Source organism: Salinarimonas sp. (assembly GCF_040111675.1).
Taxonomy (GTDB): Bacteria; Pseudomonadota; Alphaproteobacteria; order Rhizobiales; family Beijerinckiaceae; genus Salinarimonas.
Map to the genome: position 1 here is coordinate 2,075,747 of NZ_CP157794.1, position 20,331 is coordinate 2,096,077.

At 69.7% G+C, this 20,331-nt stretch carries 13 protein-coding genes and 1 pseudogene; 7 read left to right on the forward strand and 7 right to left on the reverse strand.

Annotation, left to right across the window (positions count from 1 at the left end):
• Positions 1–55: 55 nt before the first annotated feature.
• On the reverse strand, positions 56–1,603 hold the full coding sequence (locus ABL310_RS09670; RefSeq protein ID WP_349371465.1) for an ABC transporter substrate-binding protein: 1,548 nt from the start codon (positions 1,601–1,603) through the stop codon (positions 56–58).
• Between the two features lie 162 nt (positions 1,604–1,765).
• Positions 1,766–3,190, reverse strand: coding sequence for an amidase (locus tag ABL310_RS09675; protein ID WP_349371466.1), 1,425 nt, complete (start codon positions 3,188–3,190; stop codon positions 1,766–1,768).
• 183 nt (positions 3,191–3,373) lie between these two features.
• On the opposite strand from ABL310_RS09675, the gene ABL310_RS09680 reads away from it, so the two are divergent.
• The 3 genes from ABL310_RS09680 to ABL310_RS09690 are packed head-to-tail and all read left to right on the forward strand — an operon-like array spanning position 3,374 to position 7,212.
• Positions 3,374–4,927: a M81 family metallopeptidase gene (locus tag ABL310_RS09680; protein ID WP_349371467.1), complete on the forward strand. Its 1,554-nt coding sequence runs from the start codon at positions 3,374–3,376 to the stop codon at positions 4,925–4,927.
• A complete protein-coding gene (locus tag ABL310_RS09685; RefSeq protein ID WP_349371468.1) occupies positions 4,924–6,081 on the forward strand; it encodes a M20 aminoacylase family protein in 1,158 nt (385 codons plus the stop codon). Before ABL310_RS09680 ends, ABL310_RS09685 begins: the two co-directional genes overlap by 4 nt.
• A 15-nt stretch (positions 6,082–6,096) precedes the next feature.
• A complete protein-coding gene (locus ABL310_RS09690) occupies positions 6,097–7,212 on the forward strand; it encodes a M20/M25/M40 family metallo-hydrolase (RefSeq protein WP_349371469.1) in 1,116 nt (371 codons plus the stop codon).
• A gap of 46 nt (positions 7,213–7,258) precedes the next feature.
• Here ABL310_RS09690 and cysQ read toward each other — a convergent pair whose 3' ends face one another.
• From cysQ to ABL310_RS09705, 4 genes and pseudogenes are all read right to left on the reverse strand, one after another.
• The gene (cysQ, locus tag ABL310_RS09695; protein ID WP_349371470.1) at positions 7,259–8,092 is read right to left on the reverse strand and encodes a 3'(2'),5'-bisphosphate nucleotidase CysQ; all 834 of its coding nucleotides are present in this window, start codon (positions 8,090–8,092) and stop codon (positions 7,259–7,261) included.
• Between the two features lie 67 nt (positions 8,093–8,159).
• Positions 8,160–8,522 (reverse strand): annotated as a pseudogene (locus ABL310_RS24910) (GDP-mannose 4,6-dehydratase); the annotation flags it as partial.
• A 157-nt stretch (positions 8,523–8,679) separates the two neighbouring features.
• Positions 8,680–9,660 carry a GDP-mannose 4,6-dehydratase gene (gmd, locus tag ABL310_RS09700; RefSeq protein ID WP_349371471.1) on the reverse strand — a complete coding sequence of 327 codons (981 nt, stop codon included), beginning with the start codon at positions 9,658–9,660 and terminating at the stop codon, positions 8,680–8,682.
• Positions 9,661–9,989: 329 nt separating this feature from the next.
• A protein-coding gene (locus tag ABL310_RS09705) for an IS5 family transposase (RefSeq protein ID WP_349368304.1) occupies positions 9,990–10,756 on the reverse strand; the annotation gives its coding sequence in 2 pieces (ribosomal slippage) (positions 9,990–10,447 and positions 10,447–10,756; 768 coding nt in all).
• A 334-nt stretch (positions 10,757–11,090) separates the two neighbouring features.
• Between ABL310_RS09705 and ABL310_RS09710 the strand changes: the two genes are divergently transcribed.
• Positions 11,091–12,512, forward strand: coding sequence for a mannose-1-phosphate guanylyltransferase/mannose-6-phosphate isomerase (locus ABL310_RS09710; protein WP_349371472.1), 1,422 nt, complete (start codon positions 11,091–11,093; stop codon positions 12,510–12,512).
• An 8-nt stretch (positions 12,513–12,520) separates the two neighbouring features.
• Positions 12,521–14,020, forward strand: a complete 1,500-nt coding sequence (locus ABL310_RS09715; protein ID WP_349371473.1) for a phosphomannomutase/phosphoglucomutase — start codon at positions 12,521–12,523, stop codon at positions 14,018–14,020.
• A 111-nt stretch (positions 14,021–14,131) separates the two neighbouring features.
• Here ABL310_RS09715 and ABL310_RS09720 read toward each other — a convergent pair whose 3' ends face one another.
• The gene (locus ABL310_RS09720; protein ID WP_349371474.1) at positions 14,132–17,386 is read right to left on the reverse strand and encodes a M10 family metallopeptidase C-terminal domain-containing protein; all 3,255 of its coding nucleotides are present in this window, start codon (positions 17,384–17,386) and stop codon (positions 14,132–14,134) included.
• 437 nt (positions 17,387–17,823) lie between these two features.
• Here ABL310_RS09720 and gmd (ABL310_RS09725) point away from each other — a divergent pair, with 437 nt between their 5' ends.
• Positions 17,824–18,915, forward strand: coding sequence for a GDP-mannose 4,6-dehydratase (gmd, locus tag ABL310_RS09725; protein WP_349371475.1), 1,092 nt, complete (start codon positions 17,824–17,826; stop codon positions 18,913–18,915).
• A 7-nt stretch (positions 18,916–18,922) separates the two neighbouring features.
• Positions 18,923–19,861, forward strand: a complete 939-nt coding sequence (locus ABL310_RS09730) for a GDP-L-fucose synthase (protein WP_349371476.1) — start codon at positions 18,923–18,925, stop codon at positions 19,859–19,861.
• Positions 19,862–20,331 lie beyond the last annotated feature (470 nt).

Sequence of the window (20,331 nt, forward strand, 5' to 3'; positions counted from 1 at the left end):
CCTCTCCCTCGTGGAGAGGGGAGGCTCCCCGGCGCGATGCCGGGGAGCCGCGGGATCAGCTCTTCTGGATGTTCCAGAAGAACGGCGGCGCCTCCAGGATGCCGGAGACGTTGTCCCGGTAGCCGGTGGGCGTGAAGAACTGGCCCAGCACCGCGTGGAAGTTCTGTTCGAAGAAGCGCGCCTGGATCTTCTCGGCGATGGCCTTCTGGTCGTCGATCGAGCCGGCCTCGGCGAATTCCGTGCGCAGCCCCTCGATCATCGGGTCGTCGGCCCAGCCGACCCAGGCGGTGTCGCCCGCGGCCGACATGGCGAACTGCACCACCGGGTCGAGCAGGTCCGCGCCCTCCCACCAGGTGACGAACATGTTCCAGCCGCCGTCCTCGATCGGGTTCTTGCTGGCGCGGCGCTGGAGCACGGTGGCCCAGTCCATGGCCTGGGCGTCGACGTTGATGCCCATGCGGCGCATCGTGTCGACGATGACCTGGATGTAGTTGGTCTGGACCGGGATGTCGGTCGTCGCCAGCACCACGAAGCGCTCGCCGTCGTAGCCCGATTCGGCGAGGAGCTTCTTCGCCTCCTCGAGGTCCGGCTGCTGGATGAAGTCCGCGCTCGCGTCGTTGGCGAAGGTCGTGTCGCAGGGGAAGACCGAGTAGCACTCCTTGTAGAAGTCCGGCGAGCCCACCGCCGCCTGGAGCAGCGCCGTCTGGTCGAGCGCCCGCACGATCGCCTTGCGCACGCCGGGATTGGCGCTCGCGCCCTGGAGGCTGTTGAAGCGCGCCATGCCCATGTTGCCGAGCGGGTTGAAGTTCTCGACCTTCACGCCCGGCATGCCGGCGACGATCGGCGCGAGGTCGGCGGGGACCTGCTCCCAATAGTCCACCTCGCCCGTCATCAGCGCGTTGAGCTGCGTGTTCGGGTCGGGGAAGTTGATCCACTCGACGCCTTCGAGATGCGCCACCTTGCCGCCGGCGGCGTTGGAGGCGGGCTCGTCGCGCGGGACGTAGTTCGGGTTGCGCTCGTAGACGACGCGGGCGCCCGGGCGGAACTCGCTCGCCACGAAGCGGAACGGGCCCGAGCCCATCTGCTCCTCGGCGGTGAGGCGCTCGGAGGTCGGCTTCTCCGCCATGCGCTTGGGCATCATGAACGGCACGTTCGTCGACAGCTTTCCGATCGACTGCAGCACGAGGCCGTAGGGGTTCTTCAGCTTGAGGACGATCGTGTCCGTGCCGTCGTGGGTGCAGCTCTCCATGTAGGAGAACAGCCGTCGGCCCATGCCGTCGACCTGGCCCCAGCGGATCAGCGAGAGCGCGCAATCCTCGGCGGTGACGGGGCTGCCGTCGTGCCAGGACAGACCGTCGCGCAGCGAGATGCGGTAGGTGAGCTTGTCGTCCGAGATCTCGACCCCGCTCGCCATCTGCGGCTGAACCTGCAGATTCGCGTCCTGCGCGAACAGCGTGTCGTAGATCAGGTAGCCGTGATTGCGGACGATGTAGCCGGTGGTCGCCACGGGATCGAGGATCGTCAGCGATGCGTGCGGAATCACCTTGAGAATCCCGCTCGGGGCGGCGCGGGCGCGGCCCATGCCGAAAGGTAAGGCACTCATGCCCGCAGTCGCGGCAGCGCCCGCGAGAAGATCACGCCTGGTCAGCTTGAAGGTCATCGTCGGTTCCCCTCTTGGTCTTTCGTGTGCGGACGATCCGCATGTGGATCGAAGACCAGCGCGATGTCCTCCCCATGCGCAGAGCCGTCGATCCGGTGGCGACGATCATGCAAGGCGCACGCCATCGCCGCCCCCTCGCGGCGCGTCGAGCGCCGGGAAGTTCATGGCCGCTTCAACCGCCGCGGCCGCCGCGAGGACGAGCGCGTCATCGCCGCGTTTCGCGACGATCTGGAGGCCGATCGGCAGGCCGTCCCGCGTGAGCCCCACGGGCACCGTCGCGGCGGGCTGGCCGGAAAGGTTGAAAGGGTAGGTGTAGGGGGACCAGTCGGTCCAGTCCTCGCCGAAGGCGTCTCCCGCGGGCCGGCCGTCCACAGGCGGCGCGCCGATCGGCATGGTCGGGGTGATCAGGAGATCGACGCTCTCGTGGAAGCGCCGCATGCGCTCGGCGAAGGCCTGGCGCGTGGCGAGCGCGTCGACGTAGGCCGAGGCCGGGAGGGCGAGGCCCTCCTCCCCGCAGCGGGCGAAGCCGGGGTCGCAGAGGCTCCGGCGCTCCGGCGGGATCCTGCCGTAGACGCTCGCCGAGCCCGCGAGCCAGAAGACGTTGCAGGTGTCGAGCACGTCCTCGATGGCGAGATCGCTCTCCTCCACCCGCACCCCCGCCGCCGCGAGCGGCGCCAGCGCCGCGCGGCAGGCGGCCTCCACCTCGGGGTCGAGGCCCTTCGCGTAGCCGAGGGTCGGGCTGAAGGCGGCCCCGAGGCCCGACAGCGAGCGGTCGAGGAGCGCGCGCGCCGCCGGCGGCGGCTCCGACGTCGCGAGCGTGTCCTGCGGGTCCGGCGTCGCGATCAGCTCGAACAGCAGCGCGACGTCGGCGACCCGGCGCGCCATCGGCCCCAGGATCGCGAGAACGCCCATGGCCGAGGCCGGCCAGGCCGGCACGCGGCCCGACGTCGGCTTGAGCCCGGCGAGCCCGCAGAACGAGCAGGGGATGCGCACCGAGCCGAGCCCGTCCGAGCCGACATGCATCACCCCGATCCCGAGCGCCGCCGCCGCGGCGGCGCCCGCCGACGAGCCGCCGGACGTGCGCGAAAGATCCCACGGATTGCGCGTGATCCCGTGGGCGGGGCTGTCGCCCAGACCCTTCCAGCCGAGCTCGGGCATGGACGTGCAGCCGACGAGGATCGCGCCCGCCTCCTTCAGCCGACGGGTCGCCGGCGCGTCGAGATTGGGCGTCACCGGATCGAGCGCGACGGAGCCGCGGTGCATCGGCCAGCCGGCGACGGCGACGTTGCCCTTCATGGTCGCGGGCACGCCGTCGGCGGGTCCGAGCGGCTGGCGGGCGTGCCAGCGCGCCTCGGAGGCGCGGGCGGCCTCCATGGCGGCGGCGTCGTCGACATGGACGAAGGCGTTGATCGCGCCCTCGAAGCGATCGCGCCGCGCGATGGTCGCCGAGATCACCTCGACCGGAGAGAGCCGGCCGGCCGCATAGGCGGCGGTCAGCTCCGCTGCGGTCATCTCGTGGATCTCGGCCATCGCGGGGTCCTCCCCTCGGGTCGGCTGCGTCGCGCGTTCGTAACGTAAGCTAGTCCGCTGGGCCGCGTCGACGGAATACGCGCCATGCGGAAGGGGTATGGGCGCATGCGCGACCCCCGGCCCGTCGACGCGCAAGGGCCGCGCCGCTAGGCTTCCGCGACCATCGACACGGAGGGCGACGCGATGTCGCAGAGCGCCGCACCGAAGAGGCCGCGCGTCGCCATCGGCGGCTTCATGCACGAGACGAACACCTTCGCCGCGACGAAGGCCGGGCTCGACGCCTTCCGCCACGGCGGCGGCTGGCCGCCGCTCTCGGAGGGCGCGCAGGCGCTTTCGGCGACGCGGGGCGTCAATGTCGGCATGGCCGGCGCCGTCGCGGCGGGGGAGGCGGCCGGCTGGGAAATCGTGCCGACCGTGTGGGCCGCCGCGAGCCCCTCCGCCCACGTCACGCGGGAGGCCTACGAGACCATCGCCGCGCGCCTCCTCGCCCGCATCGCCGCGGCCGGCCCGCTCGACGGCGTGCTCCTCGACCTGCACGGCGCGATGGTGACCGAGCATCTCGACGACGGCGAGGGGGAGATCGCGGCCCGCGTGCGCGATCTCGTCGGGCCGGACGTCCCCATCGTCGCGAGCCTCGACCTCCACGGAAATATCGGCGAGCGCCTGGTCGAGACCGCCGACGCGCTCGTCGCCTATCGCACCTATCCCCATGTCGACATGGCCCGCACCGGCGAGCGGGCGGCGACGCTCCTCGCGCGGCTCCTCGCCGGCGAGCGATTCGTCAGGGCGTTCAGGCGCTTGCCGTTCCTGGTTCCGGTGCCGTGGCAATGCTCGGAGATCGAGCCCGCGCGCACCCTCTATGCCGGGCTCGAGGCGCTGGAGGCGAACGCGGCCGTGCGCTCGCTGTCGATCCTCACCGGCTTTCCCGCCGCCGACATCCCGGACTGCGCGCCCACCATCCTGGCCTACGCCACGGACCAGGCGAGCGCGGACGCGTCGGCGGACGCGCTGGAGGCCGCTTTCCTCGCGGCCGAGACGTCCTTCGCCGGCGAGGCGCTCGCCCCGGACGCGGCGGTCGCCCGCGCCCGCGCCATCGTCGCCGCCGAGGGTGGCTCGTCCGGCGGCCCGGTCGTCATCGCCGACACGCAGGACAATCCCGGCGCCGGCGGCGACGCCGACACGACGGGCCTCCTCGCCGCCCTCGTCGCCGCGGGCGCCGAGAACGCCGCCATCGGCTGCCTCGTCGACCGCGCGGCGGCGCAGGCCGCGCACGCGGCCGGGGAGGGCGCCCGCATCGCGCTCCGGCTCCCCGGCTCCGGCCTGCCGGGCGATGCGCCCTTCGCGGCCGAGGCCGTGGTCGAGCGCCTCTCCGACGGCGTCTTCACCGCCGACGGCCCGTATTACGGCGGCACCCGCATGCGGCTCGGCCCGAGCGCGGCCCTGCGCATCGGCGGCGTGCGCGTGGTCGTCGTCTCCGAGAAGGCGCAGACCGCCGACCAGGCCATGTTCCGCTTCGTCGGCATCGATCCGGAGGCGGCGGACGTCGTCTGCGTGAAGAGCTCGGTGCATTTCCGCGCCGACTTCGCTCCCATCGCCCGGGAGATCCTCGTTTGCGCCGCACCCGGCCCGATGCCGGTGAGCCCGCGCGACCTGCCCTTCACCCGCCTGCGCCCGGGCCTACGGCTCGAGCCGGGCGGGCCGCCCTTCGTTCCCCCGACCCGAGGAGACGCCTCGTGACCGTCGTTCCCGCCATCGCCGGCTTCGCCGACGAGCTCACCGCCATCCGGCGCGACTTCCACGCCCATCCCGAGATCGGCTTCCAGGAGACCCGCACCGCCGGCCGCGTCGCGGCGCTGCTGCGGGACTGGGGCGTCGAGACCCACGTCGGCGTCGGCGGCACCGGAATCGTCGGGATCGTCCGCGGCTCGCGGCCCGGGGAGCGCCGGATCGGGCTGCGCGCCGACATGGACGCGCTGCCCATGGACGAGGCGACGAACCTGCCCTGGCGCTCGACGCGGCCGGGCCTGTTCCACGGCTGCGGCCACGACGGGCACACGACCATGCTGCTCGGCGCCGCGCGCCATCTCGCCCAGACCCGCGACTTCGCCGGGACCGCGGTCCTGATCTTCCAGCCGGCGGAGGAGGGGCTCGGCGGCGCCCGCGCCATGATCGCCGACGGCCTGTTCGAGCGCTTTCCCTGCGACGAGATCTACGCCCTTCACAACGCTCCCGAATTGCCGCTCGGCGCGGTCGGCGTCACGCCCGGCGCCGGCATGGCGGGGGCGAGCTTCTTCGACATCGTCGTGCGCGGCCGTGGCGGCCACGGCGCGCTGCCGCATCTCGCCCGCGATCCGGTGCTCGTGGCCACCGCCTTCGCGCAGGCGGCGCAGAGCGTCGTCGCCCGCGACGTCGACCCGCTCCAGCCCGCCGTGCTCTCCATCACGCGCATCGAGTCCGGCGCGGCCTACAACGTCATCCCCGACGAGGCGAAGCTCGCCGGCACGCTGCGCTATTTCGACGACGCCGCGCGGGCGCGCCTGCGCGAGCGGATCGAGGCCCTCGCCGCCGGCCTCGCCCAGGCCTACGGCGTCGCGATCGACGTCGACATCCGCGACATCTTCACGGTGCTGGAGAACGACGCGGACGCCGTCGCCGCGGCGGCCGCGGTCGCGCGCGAGGTCGTCGGGGAGGGCGGCGTCGACGCTGGCTACCCCCCGAGCCTCGCCAGCGAGGACTTCGCCGACATGCTGAAGGTCGTGCCCGGCGCGTATCTCTGGGTCGGCCACGGCGGCGACGTGCCCCTCCACAACCCGTCCTTCATCCTCGACGACGCCATCCTGCCCATCGGCGCGAGCCTGCTCGCCCGCCTCGTCGAGACCCGCCTCGCCTGATCCGGAGACCCGCCGATGGACATCGCCGGCCTGCCTTTCGACGCCGAGACCATGCTCGTGGGCCTGCGCCCGTGGGTCGAATGCGAGAGCCCGACCTTCGACGCCGCCGCCGTCGACCGGATGATGGACCTCGCCGCCGCCGACCTCGCCGCGCTCGGCGCGACCCTCACCCGCATCCCCGGGCGCATGGGCTTCGGCGGCTGCGTCTGGGCCGACCTCGACCCGGACCGGCCGGAGCCGGGCATCCTGATCCTCGGCCATCTCGACACCGTGCACCCCGTCGGTACGCTCGAGACGCTGCCGTTCCGGCGCGCGGGCGAGCGCTGCACCGGCCCCGGCATCTGCGACATGAAGGGCGGCAACTATCTCGCCCTCGAGGCCCTGCGCGTCCTGAAGGCGGCCGGCCTCGCCACGCCGCTGCCGGTGCGCGTGCTGCTGACCTCCGACGAGGAGGTCGGCAGCCCGTCGACGCGGGAGCTGATCGAGGCCAAGGCCCGCGAGGCGAAGGTCGTGCTCGTGCCCGAGCCCGGCGGGATCGGCGGGGAGACGACGAGCGGGCGCTACGCCATCGCCCGCTTCGAGGTCGAGACGATCGGCCGCCCCAGCCACGCCGGAGCGCGGCTCTCGGAGGGGCGCTCGGCCGTGCGCACCATGGCGAAGCGCATCCTCGAGATCGAGGACATGACCACGCCGGACTGCACCTTCAGCGTCGGCGTGGTGCACGCCGGGACCTGGGTGAACTGCGTCCCGAGCCGGGCCCGCGCCGAGGTGCTCAGCATGGCCAAGCGCCAGGAGGACCTCGACCGCGGCGTCGCCGCGCTCCTCGCCATCGCGGACGACGAGACCCGCGTGCGGCGCACGGTGACCCGCCCCGTCTGGGAGCCCTCCGGCGAGACGCTCGCCCTGTTCGACCGCGCCCGCGATCTCGCCGCCACGATCGGCGTCACGCTCACCCACCGCAGCGCCGGCGGCGGATCGGACGGCAACTTCACCGGCGCCTTGGGCGTCCCCACCCTCGACGGGCTCGGCGTGGAGGGCGACAAGTTCCACACGCTCGAGGAATTCATCCTGGTGGACACGCTGGCGAGCCGCGGGCGGATCATGGCGGGGCTGCTGGCGACGCTGGAGTGAACCGCGCCGGGACGAGGCGCGCGGGAGAGGCGATGGACCTGACGGCTCATCGCGGGCCTCCCGGAGACGCCGATTCGAGCGGGAGATCGACGCCCGGCCCGAAGGCGACGAAATCCGGGTTGGCGAAGTCGATATCCGTCGCCTGGCCGCGCTTGCCGTAGCGGAGCGGGCGGCCGTCGAGCGTCGTGACACGGCCTCCGGCCGCAGCCAGGATCGCGTGCCCCGCCGCCGTGTCCCATTCCATCGTGCGGCCGAGCCGGGGGTAGAGGTCCGCTTCCCCCGAGGCGAGGAGGCAGAATTTCAGGGACGAGCCCGCCGAGGTGCGCCGGGCGACGTCGTAGCGTCGCAGGAAATCGTCGGTCTCCGGGCCCGCATGGGATCGGCTCGCCACGGCCGTCAGACCGTGCGCGGGCGCCTCGCGGCAGCGGATCGCGGACCAGGGCTCGGGAGCGCCGTCCGAGAGCCGCGACTGCAGCGCGCCGCCGTCGGCGCTCGTCATGAAGGCGCGTCCGATCGCCGGCGCCAGCACGATCCCGGCGATCGGCGCGCCGTCCTCGACGAGGGCGATGTTGACCGTGAACTCGCCGTTGCGGCGGATGAACTCCTTCGTGCCGTCGAGCGGGTCGACGAGGAAGAAGCGCCGGGACGGCGGCGGGACGTGCCCCTCGGCCGCCATCTCCTCCGAGACGATCGGAATGTCCGGCGCCGCCGCGGCCAGCCGCGCGACGATCGCCCGCTCGGCGGCCAGGTCCGCCTCGGTCACCGGGCTGTCGTCCGCCTTGGCGCGAAGCCCGAGGTCGCCGCGTGCGTAGATCGGCAGGATCGCGGCCGCCGCGGCGAGCGCAGCCACGAGCATGGCGTGGTGAACGGTGTCGGGCATGCACGAATATTCCCGCAGACGAAGGGACGGTACAAGGCCGAACGAGCTGCGGCGAGCGCCGCCGCGATCATCCGACGATCGTCCTCCCGCAGCAGCGCGACACCTTCCGACCGCGATGGCGACGTACGCGAACCCGACGGCGGGCTCCTCGCCGCCGGCGCCGTCCTCGAGATGCTCGACCGCACCGCGGGCCGGACCATGGGGGATTTCTACGCCGCCCTGCTATGTCCGAGGGCCGTATCCGCGCCGGGTCCCGCACGATCTCCAACGAAACGCGCGCCTGCGCTACGAGGGCGTTCACGCGCCCGGTCTCGGCCGCGCCGTCCGCCGCCTCGCCGACGGACGATTGCGCCGCGAGGTGAAGCGCCGGGTTCGGCCGCAGCGAGGCGACCACCGCCGTGACCGCGTCCGCGTCGGTGATGTCGGCGCGCGCGGTCTCGAACCCCTCGAGCGGGCTCGTCTACGCCGCGACGGCGAGCGCGCCCCCCTGGCCTGCGGCGCGGTCGCCAGGAGCGCCCGCGCCAGAGGCCTGGCGACGACGCCGCCGTCCCGATCAGCAGGATACGGCGGCAGCCCGCATCGCGACCTCACGTGCGCGACGTCAAGCGCGCGAGATCGGCGTCGACCATCTCGGCGATCATCTCCTCGAGGGAGACCTCGTGGTCCCAGCCGAGCCTTCGGCGCGCCTTCGACGGATCGCCGCGCAGCACGTCCACCTCGGCAGGGCGGAACAGGGCCGGGTCGATGACGAGGTGCTTGTCGGGATCGAGGCCCGCATGGGCGAAGGCGATCTCCACCGTGCGGCGCACCGTCGTCGTGCGTCCGGTGGCGACGACGTAGTCGTCCGGCGTCTCCTGCTGGAGCATCAGCCACATGGCGCGCACGTAGTCGCGCGCATGGCCCCAGTCGCGCTTCGCGTCGATATTGCCGAGCCGCAGCTCCTCGGCGAGCCCGAGCTTGATCCTGGCGGCGGTCCACGTGATCTTGCGCGTGACGAATTCGATCCCGCGCAGAGGACTCTCGTGATTGAACATAATCCCCGAGGAGGCGTGCATCCCGAAGCTCTCCCGATAGTTCACCGTGCTCCAGTGCGCGAAGAGCTTCGCCACCGCATAAGGCGAGCGCGGGTAGAAGGGAGTGGTCTCCTTCTGCACCGGCTCCTGAATCTTGCCGTACATCTCCGAGGACGATGCCTGGTAGAAGCGCGCCTGCGGCGCCGCGATCCGAACGGCCTCGAGAATGTTCAGCGCGCCGACCGCCGTCACCTGGGCGGTGAGCGACGGCTGCTGCCAGGAGGTGGCCACGAAGGACTGGGCCGCCAAATTGTACACCTCGTCAGGCTTCACGTCCGATACGACGCGGACCAGGTTCGAGAGGTCGAGCAGGTTTCCGTCGATGAGCGCGACACGGTCGGCCACGCCGAGCCAGCGCATCCGATGATCGGGTACGTCCCCGTGCGAGGAACGCCGGACCATGCCGGTCACCCTGTAGCCCTTGTCGAGCAGCAGCTTGGCCAAGTAGGCGCCGTCCTGACCCGTGATCCCGGTAATCAGCGCTGATCGCGTCATCGGCTGCTCTCCGAATGGCCAAGGTCGTGTGGTAACAGGGCGTTGCCGCCCAGCGCAACCGGATTTGCCTACGCCTCCGAGGCTGCTTCGGCTTCTTCTGCTCTGCGCTCGCGAGCGGAGGGGCAGGAAGGCACCGAGGGAAGCGTCGATGGAGGCGCCCGCCGGGCGCCGGTCCGGGGCGAGCGGCCGATGCCGGAGCCGACGACATCGTCGTCGAGCAGGATGACGGCAGGACGCTCGAGAGCGCGCTCGGGCGGTGGGGCGGACGCGTAGGGGGCGGTGCTATCGCGGCGAGCGGGATCAGGCTAAGAAAGGGCTAGGATGCGGACTCATTTCGCGGCAAGCCAAATCCGGATCGCGGCGAGCTTGAGCGCGGCGAGGAAGTTGTCGGGCGAGCGGTCGTAGCGCGTGGCGAGGCCGCGGAAGTGCTTGATGCGATTGAAGAAGCGCTCAACGAGGTTTCGCTGGCGGTAGAGCCAGGAGCTGAACGGGAAGCTGCCCTTTCGGATCGCGCGGGGCGGGATGTTCGCCCAGGCGCCGCGTTCGGTCACCGTCGCGCGGATCGCGTTCGTGTCGTAGGCGCGGTCGGCGATCAGGATGGCGTCTTTCGCGACGAGCGGAAGGAGCTGCTCGCAGGCCGGTGCGTCGTTTGCCTGCCCTGCGGTGAGCAGGAGGCGAACCGGCCGCCCTTCCGCATCGACGAGGGCGTGGATCTTGGTCGTCAGGCCGCCGCGGGAACGTCCCATGCGACCATCTCCGGCGGCCTCCGAATCCCCCTTTTTCCCGCGGCCCCGTGCTGGTGGACGCGGACGCAGGAGCTGTCGATCATCACGATGTCGCCGTCGTAAGCCTCTGAGACGGCGTCCAGAATTCGGTCCCAGACGCCTGCTTTCCGCCATCGGACGAAGCGGTTGTAGAGCGTCGTGCGCGGGCCGTAGCGCTCGGGCACGTCGCGCCAGGGCGCACCCGTCCGGAAGCGCCAGACGATCCCGTTGATCACCCGCCTGTCGTCCACCCGGGGCACGCCGCGCACCTTGTTCGGCAGAAGCGGCTGGATGATCGCCCATTCCTCGTCGGTCAGCTCATGGCGGCGCATCGAATCCTCCCTCGATCAGGAAGGTTGAATCATCCTACGCTCGAGCGATCAAATCCGCTTTGCCGTTTATGGGGCCAGAGCCTAGTCTGCGCGGGATCTCCTCCAGAGATCTGGCAGTGGGCAGGACGGCATCGATGCTGAAACCATCGGCGTCGGCCGCTCTCCACAGTGACGAAGCAACGTGCCTGTCGCATCGCTCCGCGTCGTGCTTCGGTGCAAGCCCACCCTGCCGATGCAGGCCTCGGCCTCGGTGGACGTCGCAATCTGCGAATCGGCTTGCCGCCGCGGACCGGATGTGTGAGGGACCTCGAAACGAAAGTGGGAGCGTTCGAAGATGGCTCGGATCACGCCTCTCATCATGGCCGGCGGCGCAGGCACGCGGCTTTGGCCCGCGTCGCGCTCGGCCGCGCCGAAGCAGTTCATCGAGCTGCTCGGGGCGCGCTCGACTTTCCAGGACACGATCCTGCGGGTCTCGGACCCCGACCTGTTCGGGCCCCCGGTGGTGATAACCGGCAGTGACTATAGGCATATGGTCGCCGATCAGCTCGCCGCCCTCGGCGTCCCGGGGGATATCCTGCTCGAGCCGATGCGCCGCGATTCCGGCCCGGCCATCGCGGCCGGAGCGAGCTTCGTGGCGAGCCGCGCCGAGGGCGGGCTCGTCCTCGTCCTCGCCGCCGACCACGTCGTGCGCGATGAGGCGGCCTTCCGCGAGGCGGCCCGCGCCGCGGCCGCCGCCGCGGAGGCCGGCGCGATCGTCGCCTTCGGCATCCGCCCGGACCGGCCTGAGACGGGCTACGGCTACATAGCGCCGGGCGACGCGACCGCGCATCGCGGGGTCCATGCGCTCGAGGCCTTCGTCGAGAAGCCGGACGCGGCACGAGCGGCGGACTACGTCGCCTCCGGCTATCTCTGGAACTCCGGCAACTTCCTCTTCCGCGCCGATGCGCTGCTCGCCGAATACGCCCGCTTCGATCCCGATACCGTCGAGGCCGCGCGCGAGGCGGTGGCGCGGGCGACGCGCGACCTCGATTTCCACGTGCTCGACGCGGAGGCCTTCTCCCGCGCCACCGCGCTCTCGATCGACTACGCGGTCATGGAGAAGACCGACAAGGCCGCCGTCGCCCCGGTCTCGATGGGCTGGTCGGACGTCGGTTCCTGGCACGCGGTCTGGGAGCTGTCGGAGCGCGACGAGGCCGGCAATGCCGCACACCTGTCCGAACGCGGTGAGGCCGTGTTCCTCGACTCGTCCGACAACTACGTTCGCGCCGAGGATCTCGTCTGCCTCGTCGGCGTCTCCAACCTCGCCGTGATCCAGACGCGGGACGCGACGCTCGTGTTCGACCGCACGAAGCCGGAGAGCGTCAAGGCTCTGGTGAAGGAGCTCGAGCGGCGCAAAAAGACCGAGGTGCACGACCACACCGAGGTGTTCCGACCGTGGGGCTCCTACCAGGGCATCGACCGCGGCGAGCGCTTCCAGGTCAAGCGCATCGTGGTCAAGCCCGGCGGACGCCTGTCGCTGCAGAAGCATTTCCACCGCGCCGAGCACTGGATCGTCGTGCGCGGTACGGCGCTCGTCACCGTGGGCGACACGCAGAAGACGGTGCACGAGAACGAATCGACCTTCATCCCCCTCGGCGCCGTCCATCGCCTCGAGAACCCGGGCAGGATCCCCCTCGAGCTGATCGAGGTCCAGTCGGGATCGTATCTGGGCGAGGACGACATCGTGCGCCTCGAAGACGTCTACAACAGGACCTGACCCGTCCCATGCTTCCCCGACCCGCTCCGGCGCTCGCGCCGAACACCTACGCCTACGAGACGACCCCGCTCGTGAAGCCCACGGGCTTTCGCGAGTACGACGCGCGCTGGCTGTTCGGCTCGGAGCTGAACCTGATGGGCGTCCAGGCGCTGGGCCTCGGGATCGCGCAGCTCGTGCACGAGCGCGGTGTCGCGCCCGAGATCGTGGTGGGCCACGATTTCCGCTCCTATTCGGCCGCGATCAAGCTCGCCCTGGTCGCAGGCCTGATGGCGGGCGGCATGCGCGTCAGGGATGTCGGGCTCGCGCTCTCGCCGATGGCGTACTATGCGCAGTTCGCGCTCGACTGCCCCTGCGTCGCGATGGTCACGGCCTCGCACAACGACAACGGCTGGACCGGGGTGAAGATGGGGCTCGACCGCCCGCTCACCTTCGGCCCGTCCGAGATGAGCCGGCTCAAGGAGATCGTGCTCTCAGGCGCGGCGCCGACGCGCGCGGGCGGCGGCTACGAGTACGTCGAGGGCTTCGCCGAGAGCTACCTCGACGATCTCGCCCGCGGGCGCGTGCTCTCGCGCCGGCTCAAGGTCGTCGCGGCCTGCGGCAACGGGACCGCCGGCGCCTTCGCGCCGCGGCTGCTCGAGCGGCTCGGCTGCGAGGTGGTGCCGCTCGACTGCGAGCTCGACCATTCCTTCCCGCGCTACAACCCCAATCCCGAGGACATGGAGATGCTCCATGCGCTGGCGGACGCCGTGCGCGAGACCGGGGCGGACGTGGGGCTCGGCTTCGACGGCGACGGCGACCGCTGCGGCGTCGTCGACGAGACCGGCGCGGAGATCTTCGCCGACAAGATCGGGGTGATGCTCGCGCGCGATCTCGCCGCGCTCCACCCGGCCGCGCGTTTCGTCGTCGACGTCAAGTCGACGGGGCTGTTCATGACGGACCCCGAGCTGCGGAGGCTCGGCGCGACCACGGACTACTGGAAGACGGGTCACAGCTACATCAAGGCGCGGGTGAAGGAGCTCGGCGCGCTGGCCGGCTTCGAGAAGTCGGGGCACTTCTTCTTCGGGGCGCCGATCGGGCGCGGCTACGACGACGGGCTCCTCACCGCCATCGCCGTCCTCGAGATGCTCGACCGCAACCCCGGCCGGACCATGGGCGATCTCTACGGCGCGCTTCCGAAGACTTGGGGCTCGCCGACCATGTCCCCGCACTGCCCGGACGAGGTGAAGTACGACGTCGTCGCCCGCGTGACCGCCCGGATCGAGGCGATGCGGGACGCCGGGGAGCCTCTCGCCGGCGCGGCGATCGCCGACGTCGTCACCGTGAACGGCGTGCGGGTCACGCTGGACGACGGCACCTGGGGCCTCGTGCGCGCGTCGTCGAACAAGCCCGAGCTGGTCGTGGTGGTGGAGAGCCCGGTCTCCGAGGAACGCAAGCGGGCCATGTTCGCGGCACTCGACGGTGTGCTGCGCGAGAGCCCGGAGGTGGGGGCGTACAACCAAACGATTTGACGATCGGCGCCGACCCGGGATCTGAACCGTCTATCGGGACCGGGCCGGGCGAGCGTCGATCTGTTCGGCTGGCGGCGTTGCGCCGCGCCGGCGCATCCTCCTCCGCATGTGTCATGCGACGGCGAAATCCGATGCTGCGAGGGCCAGCTGTGGCGCGACCCGCGCGAATACGGTGGCTTCGAAGGCTGTTCCGGTCCCATCTGCGTCGAAGGCCAGCCATCCGTTTTCGGAGTCGTAGAGGATACGGTGGAGCTCCGTCGTGGGCGCGCCCTCGACGAACGCGTCGGCGGCCAGCTGTCCCACGGACAGGCCCGCGAACACCTCGCTGTCGAGCAGGAATCGATCGCTGCCGGACGTGAAGTCGGCGATCCTGTCGGTATTGGCGCCCGCATCCAGGGTGGTATCGAAGACGAAGACGTCGTCTCCGGCGCCGCCGACGAGGTAGTCGTTGCCGAACTTGCCCGCGAGTGTGTTGCCGCCCGAATTGCCGACGATGGTGTTGCTCAGCTCGTTGCCGATGCCCCGAGCGGCCGATCCGAGCAGCTCGAGGCGTTCGACGTTGTCGCCGAGGCTCCAGGAGATCCAGGCGCGAACGGTGTCCCGTCCCCCGTCCGCCAGCTCGATCGTCTTGTCGCCGACGCTGCCGACGACGAAGACGTCGTCCCCGCCGCCGCCGACGAGGTAGTCGGCGCCGGCGCGACCGTCGATGAGGTTGGCTCCCGAATTGCCGACGATGGTGTTGCTCAGCTCGTTGCCGATGCCCCGAGCGGCCGATCCGAGCAGCTCGAGGCGTTCGACGTTGTCGCCGAGGCTCCAGGAGATCCAGGCGCGAACGGTGTCCCGTCCCCCGTCCGCCAGCTCGATCGTCCGGTCGCCGACGCTGCCGACGACGAAGACGTCGTCCCCGCCGCCGCCGACGAGGTAGTCGGCGCCGGCGCGACCATCGATGAGGTTGCTCCCGGAGTTTCCGACGAGTTTGTTCGCCAAAGCATTTCCCGTGGCGCGGAAGTCGCCGCTGCCGAGCATCTCGAGATCCTCGACGTTCTCCGGGAGAATGAAGTGCGCTTCGGCGTAGACGAGGTCCCATCCATGGTTCACGAACTCGATCAATCGATCGAGCGGGTCGTCGACGAAGTACACGTCGTCACCGTTGCCTCCCGACATCTTGTCGACGCCCGCGCCGCCGCTCAGCGTGTCGTTCCCGAGCTCACCGTCCAGCTCGTCGTCGCCCTCGCCTCCGAATAGCGAATCGCCACCGTCCTTGCCGAAAAGCCTGTCGTTCCCAGCGCGCCCATACAGCGCATTCCCATCGCCGTTTCCGACCATCACGTTCGCGAGCTCGTTGCCCCAGCCGACCGTCGCGCCGTCGAGCAGGACGAGAAGCTCGATCCCCGTCGGAAGTGTGTAGCTGGTGATTCCGCTGACGATCACCGCGTCCGCGGCGTCCGCGTGACCTTGCTCGTCCACGAGATCGTCGGCGCGATCGACGAAATACCAGTCGTTTCCGGCTCCACCGTAGAGCCGATCGGTGCCGGTCCCGCCGTTGAGCTTGTCGTTCCCCCCGCCACCGTAGAGCCAGTCGTCGCCAGCGAGCGCCGTAAGCGTGTCGTTGCCGCCGTTACCGACGAGGGCGTTGCTCAGATCGTTGCCGACGATCTCGTCGGCCCCCTCGCCGCCGATCGCGTTCTCGATCTCGGCCCCATTGGCGATCGTGAAGCCGCCCTTCACGCCCTCCGCACGGGAGACGTAACCACCCGCGTTCGCCCCGGTCAGGGGCGCGGCGCGCAAATCGATCGTGCACGCCAGATCCGATCCCGCGTTGCTAATCGCGTCGACGCCGCCCGCGTCCCAAATGCACGACCAGAACGTGCCGGTGGCGTTGCCATTCTGAAGGACGTAGACATCGTCGCCGGTTCGCGTCTGCATGTTGGCCCCGTAGAGGGCGTGCAGCGCCGCGACGTCGAAGGCCATGAGCGTGCCCTGGTTTCCATACGACTCACCCCCGATCACATGCACGGCCGGCGCCTCCGACCATCCGCGCAGATAGGACATGGTCGTCCAGATACCCTGGTTGAGGCCGTTGGTGCCCGAGTCGTAGGGATTGTCCACGCCGGGGAACGGAAGCGCGCCTGCGTCGAACAGGTACGCTCCGTCGTGAGGGTGCGCCAGGCCCAGACCGTGCCCGATCTCGTGAAGAAGGGTGACGAAGCCCTTGCTTCCTTGGTTCAGGTTGCTCCACGATTCGTGCTCGGCATTGAAGCTGCCGTAGGACGTGCCGAAGGTCATGATCCCGGGAAAGTCGTGGCTGCCGAGCGTGCTCGGGTCGGAAAAATAGGAGGCGGGTTTCTCGCGCCAGACGATATCCACGTCGTATGATTGAACGTAGACGAAATCAAAATCGCAGACCTCCTCGTAGAGCCGTACGACCGTTTCGAAGGCCTGCCATTCCGCATAAGACCACGCTTGTCCGGCTTCGCTTCCGTAGGTGTATGTCGCCGTGCCGCCGGCCCAGCGCGTGCCCATGATCAGGGTGTCCACGTACTCGCTGCCGTAGCCGGAACCGGGCACGGTCTCGGCGTCGTCGGTCGAGTAGCCGCTTCCTGCGGTCTGCAGCGGCGCGTCGGCGCCGGCGCAGAGGGCGCATCCACAGACGAACGCGTCGCTACCGCCGGCGATGTCCCCGGCGACGTGCGGCTTGTCCGGAGAAGCGGCGCCCGCCGCGATAGCCGCGCCCAGCTTCGCGATGTCCGTCACCTGCTCGAGCAGCCGAACCGGCGACAGTGCATCACCCGCTGTCGATGCTGCCGCGGCGACGTCCTCCGGCGCAGGCGCGGATTGCGAGCCGAAGCTTTCCGATCGTCCGACACCTTCCGGCGTCTGCGGCTCCAGACCGGGGGATTGCACGCGCTCGAGCGCGGGGGCGAAGACGCTCGCGACGTCCGGCCAGGGGGACGCATCGTCGTCACGGCATGCATCGCGTACGACCTCGGCAGCGGCCTGCAGCAGCGACGTGGGGTGTTCCGGGCGAAGGACGGCTGCGAGCGTGCCGACGGGTTCGAGCGAGCCGCCCGACGGCGCCTGCCAGCTCGCGCCGTCCGCGGGGCCGCTCGCGCGGGCCGCTAGCGGCCCCGCGGCCTGGAGGGCCGGGAGCGCTTCGGGCGTGCCGCTTGGCCCTGCGGAGCGATCATCGGTCCATTCGCCGCCGAGGAAAAGCGTCTCGGCCAAACCGACGGTCGGCGCTCGATCGTTGTGCGATGTCTCGTTCGTGCTGCTGTCGTGCTCTGACGCGGTCTGCACCTCATCGGCGGCCAGCGCGTTCCCGTCCGCGATGCAGAGCGGGCAGAGACACCCGGAGAAGATCGCCATGTGCTTCGAACCCTTCCGTAACGCCGTGCAGGCTCGCCGCTGCCGGCCGTTGAACGTTCGCACAACTTCTCACGCGAACCGAACGATTCCACATGAAGATTTACAAGCTGAATGACGCTTGAATCGCCTTGCCAAATCGGTCATCAGTGCTTTGAGTTGTGTCACGGCGTGAGCGGATGCCGCCGGTCGAGCATCCTGCCGCGGACCCACGGCTTCGAGACTGCGGCGGTAAGCGCGCGCCGCGCGCGGTGTGCGGGGCGTTCGACCTTCCGTCGACAGTCTGCACCGTGCGGGCTCGATCGACGTGGCAGCCCCCGAACAGAAGCTTGCAACGGCCCCTCAATCGCGGTACGCGGGTCGCCTGTCGTCATCGCCAGGTCGAAGCCACCATGTACGGTTCAGCGGTGACCGGCCGGTCGCACACTCGGAGAGACCTCATGGCGGACAAAATCGCTCTCATCACCGGCGTTACCGGACAGGACGGGGCGTACCTGGCCGAGCTTCTGCTCGACAAGGGGTACATCGTCCACGGTGTAAAGCGGCGATCGTCGTCCTTCAATACCGGTCGGATCGATGGGCTGTATCAGGATCCGCACGATCCGAACGTGCGTTTCCACCTTCACTATGGAGACATGACCGATGCGACGAACCTGATCCGCATCGTTGCTGAGGTTCGTCCGACCGAAATCTACAACTTGGCGGCTCAGAGCCATGTCCAGGTCAGCTTCGAGACTCCGGAATATACCGCCAACGCGGACGCTATCGGGACCTTGCGCATCCTCGAGGCGCTGCGAATGCTGAACTTGGAGCGGACGACGCGCTTCTATCAGGCTTCCACGTCCGAGCTTTACGGAAACGTGCAGGCGGTGCCGCAGGACGAGAGCACGCCCTTCTACCCGCGCTCGCCCTACGCTGCTGCCAAGCTCTACGCGTATTGGATTACGGTGAATTACCGCGAAGCCTATGGCATGCACGCCTCGAACGGCATCTTGTTCAATCACGAGAGCCCGATCCGCGGTGAGACATTCGTCACGCGCAAGGTGTCGCGCGCTGTAGCTGCGATCCATCTCGGGATGCAGGAGTGCTTGTACATCGGCAATCTCGACGCCAAGCGCGACTGGGGCCACGCGCGGGAATACGTCGAGGGCATGTGGCGGATCCTACAGCAGGACGAACCGGACGATTACGTCCTCGCGACTGGGGAAACGCACACGGTCCGCGAGTTCATCGAGCGCGCGTTCGCCCGGGTCGGCACCGAGATCGTATGGCGCGGCGCCGGCGTCGATGAGGAGGGGCTCGACGCGAAGACCGGGAAAGCGCTCGTGAAGATCGATCCGCGCTACTTCCGGCCGACCGAGGTCGACCTGCTTCTCGGCAACCCGGCCAAGGCTCACGCCAAGCTCGGATGGAAGCATCAGACCACTTTCGAGGAGCTCGTCGTCGAGATGGTGGACGCCGATCTGGCGGCTTTCGAGCGCGACGGGACGCGCCGGGGCGGCGAGGCCGTCCGCCCGCGCGCCGCCGAGTGAGGGCACCATGGCTTTCGAGCTCGCCGGCAAGCGCGTCTTCGTCACAGGTCACCGCGGGATGGTCGGCACTGCTGTGGTCCGTCGCCTCGCCGGCGAGGGCTGCGAGACGCTGGTCGCGAACCGCGCGGAGCTCGATCTTCGGGACCAGGCAGCGGTTCGGGCCTACATGCAGCGCACGCGCCCCGACGTCGTGGTGATCGCAGCGGCGAAGGTCGGAGGGATACACGCGAACGACTCCTATCCTGCAGACTTCATCTACGACAACCTCATGATCGTCGCGAACCTGATCGATGCGGCGCATGCGTGCGACGTCGAGAAGCTGCTGTTTCTCGGATCGTCCTGCATCTATCCACGCCTTGCGCCGCAACCGATCGGCGAGGACTCGCTGCTCACCGGTCCGCTCGAGCCGACGAACGAATGGTATGCTATCGCCAAGATCGCCGGCATCAAGCTCTGTCAGGCCTATCGCAGGCAGCACGGTCGGGATTTCATCTCGTGCCAGCCAACGAACCTTTACGGCCCGTTCGACAATTTCGATCTGGAGACGGGCCACGTTCTTCCGGCTCTCTTGCGCAAGGCGCATATCGCCAAGAAGACCGGCGCCTCGACGATGACGGTTTGGGGCACAGGCACGCCTCGCCGCGAGTTTCTGCATGTCGACGACCTCGCCGATGCCTGCATCTTTCTGCTTCGACGCTATAGCGCACCAGATCCGCTGAACGTCGGCTGGGGCGAAGACATCGCCATCGGCGATGTCGCGCGTGCCGTCGCCGACGTCGTCGGGTTCGAAGGCGATCTCGTCTTCGACACGAGCAAGCCCGACGGAACTCCGCGGAAGCTCCTGGATACGAGCCGGATCAACGCTCTCGGCTGGCGGCCCTGCATCCCGCTCGAGCAGGGGCTCGTGAGCTACTACGACTGGTTCTTGAAGCACGAAGCCGGCTAGGCTCTGCCTCTCGCCGGCACGCAAGCGAACTCGAGCGCCGGGAGTGAAGTCTCGACGCGTCGTCCGCCGTAAGGCCGGGGGACGACGTACGTCTTCAGTGCGCCGACGTGGCATCCCTGAGCCGGTTGTCGGGTGGAATGGAAAAGGGGGCCGACGCAGGTCTGATGATCTGCTGGCCGTCAGGCGCCGATCAGCCTCGCTCGAGCAGGTCGACCCGTGGCGCGGCCGCACATCTGGGCTTCGACCAGCTTCAGCCGGTCCACCTGCATGGGGCGGCCGTTTCGGCCGCCGGCTGTGTCGATGGCGGCGTGCACCGCGGCGACGCCCTTTGCGACGCCGGGGCGAAATACGCGACCAGGATCGCTGCGGCTCTCTCGAACCTGGCGTCGAAATCGCCCGCGGCGTCAAACCGGATCATCGCCGGGAAGCCGTCGGGGAAGAACCTCGCCTCGACGAGCAGCGGAACGCGG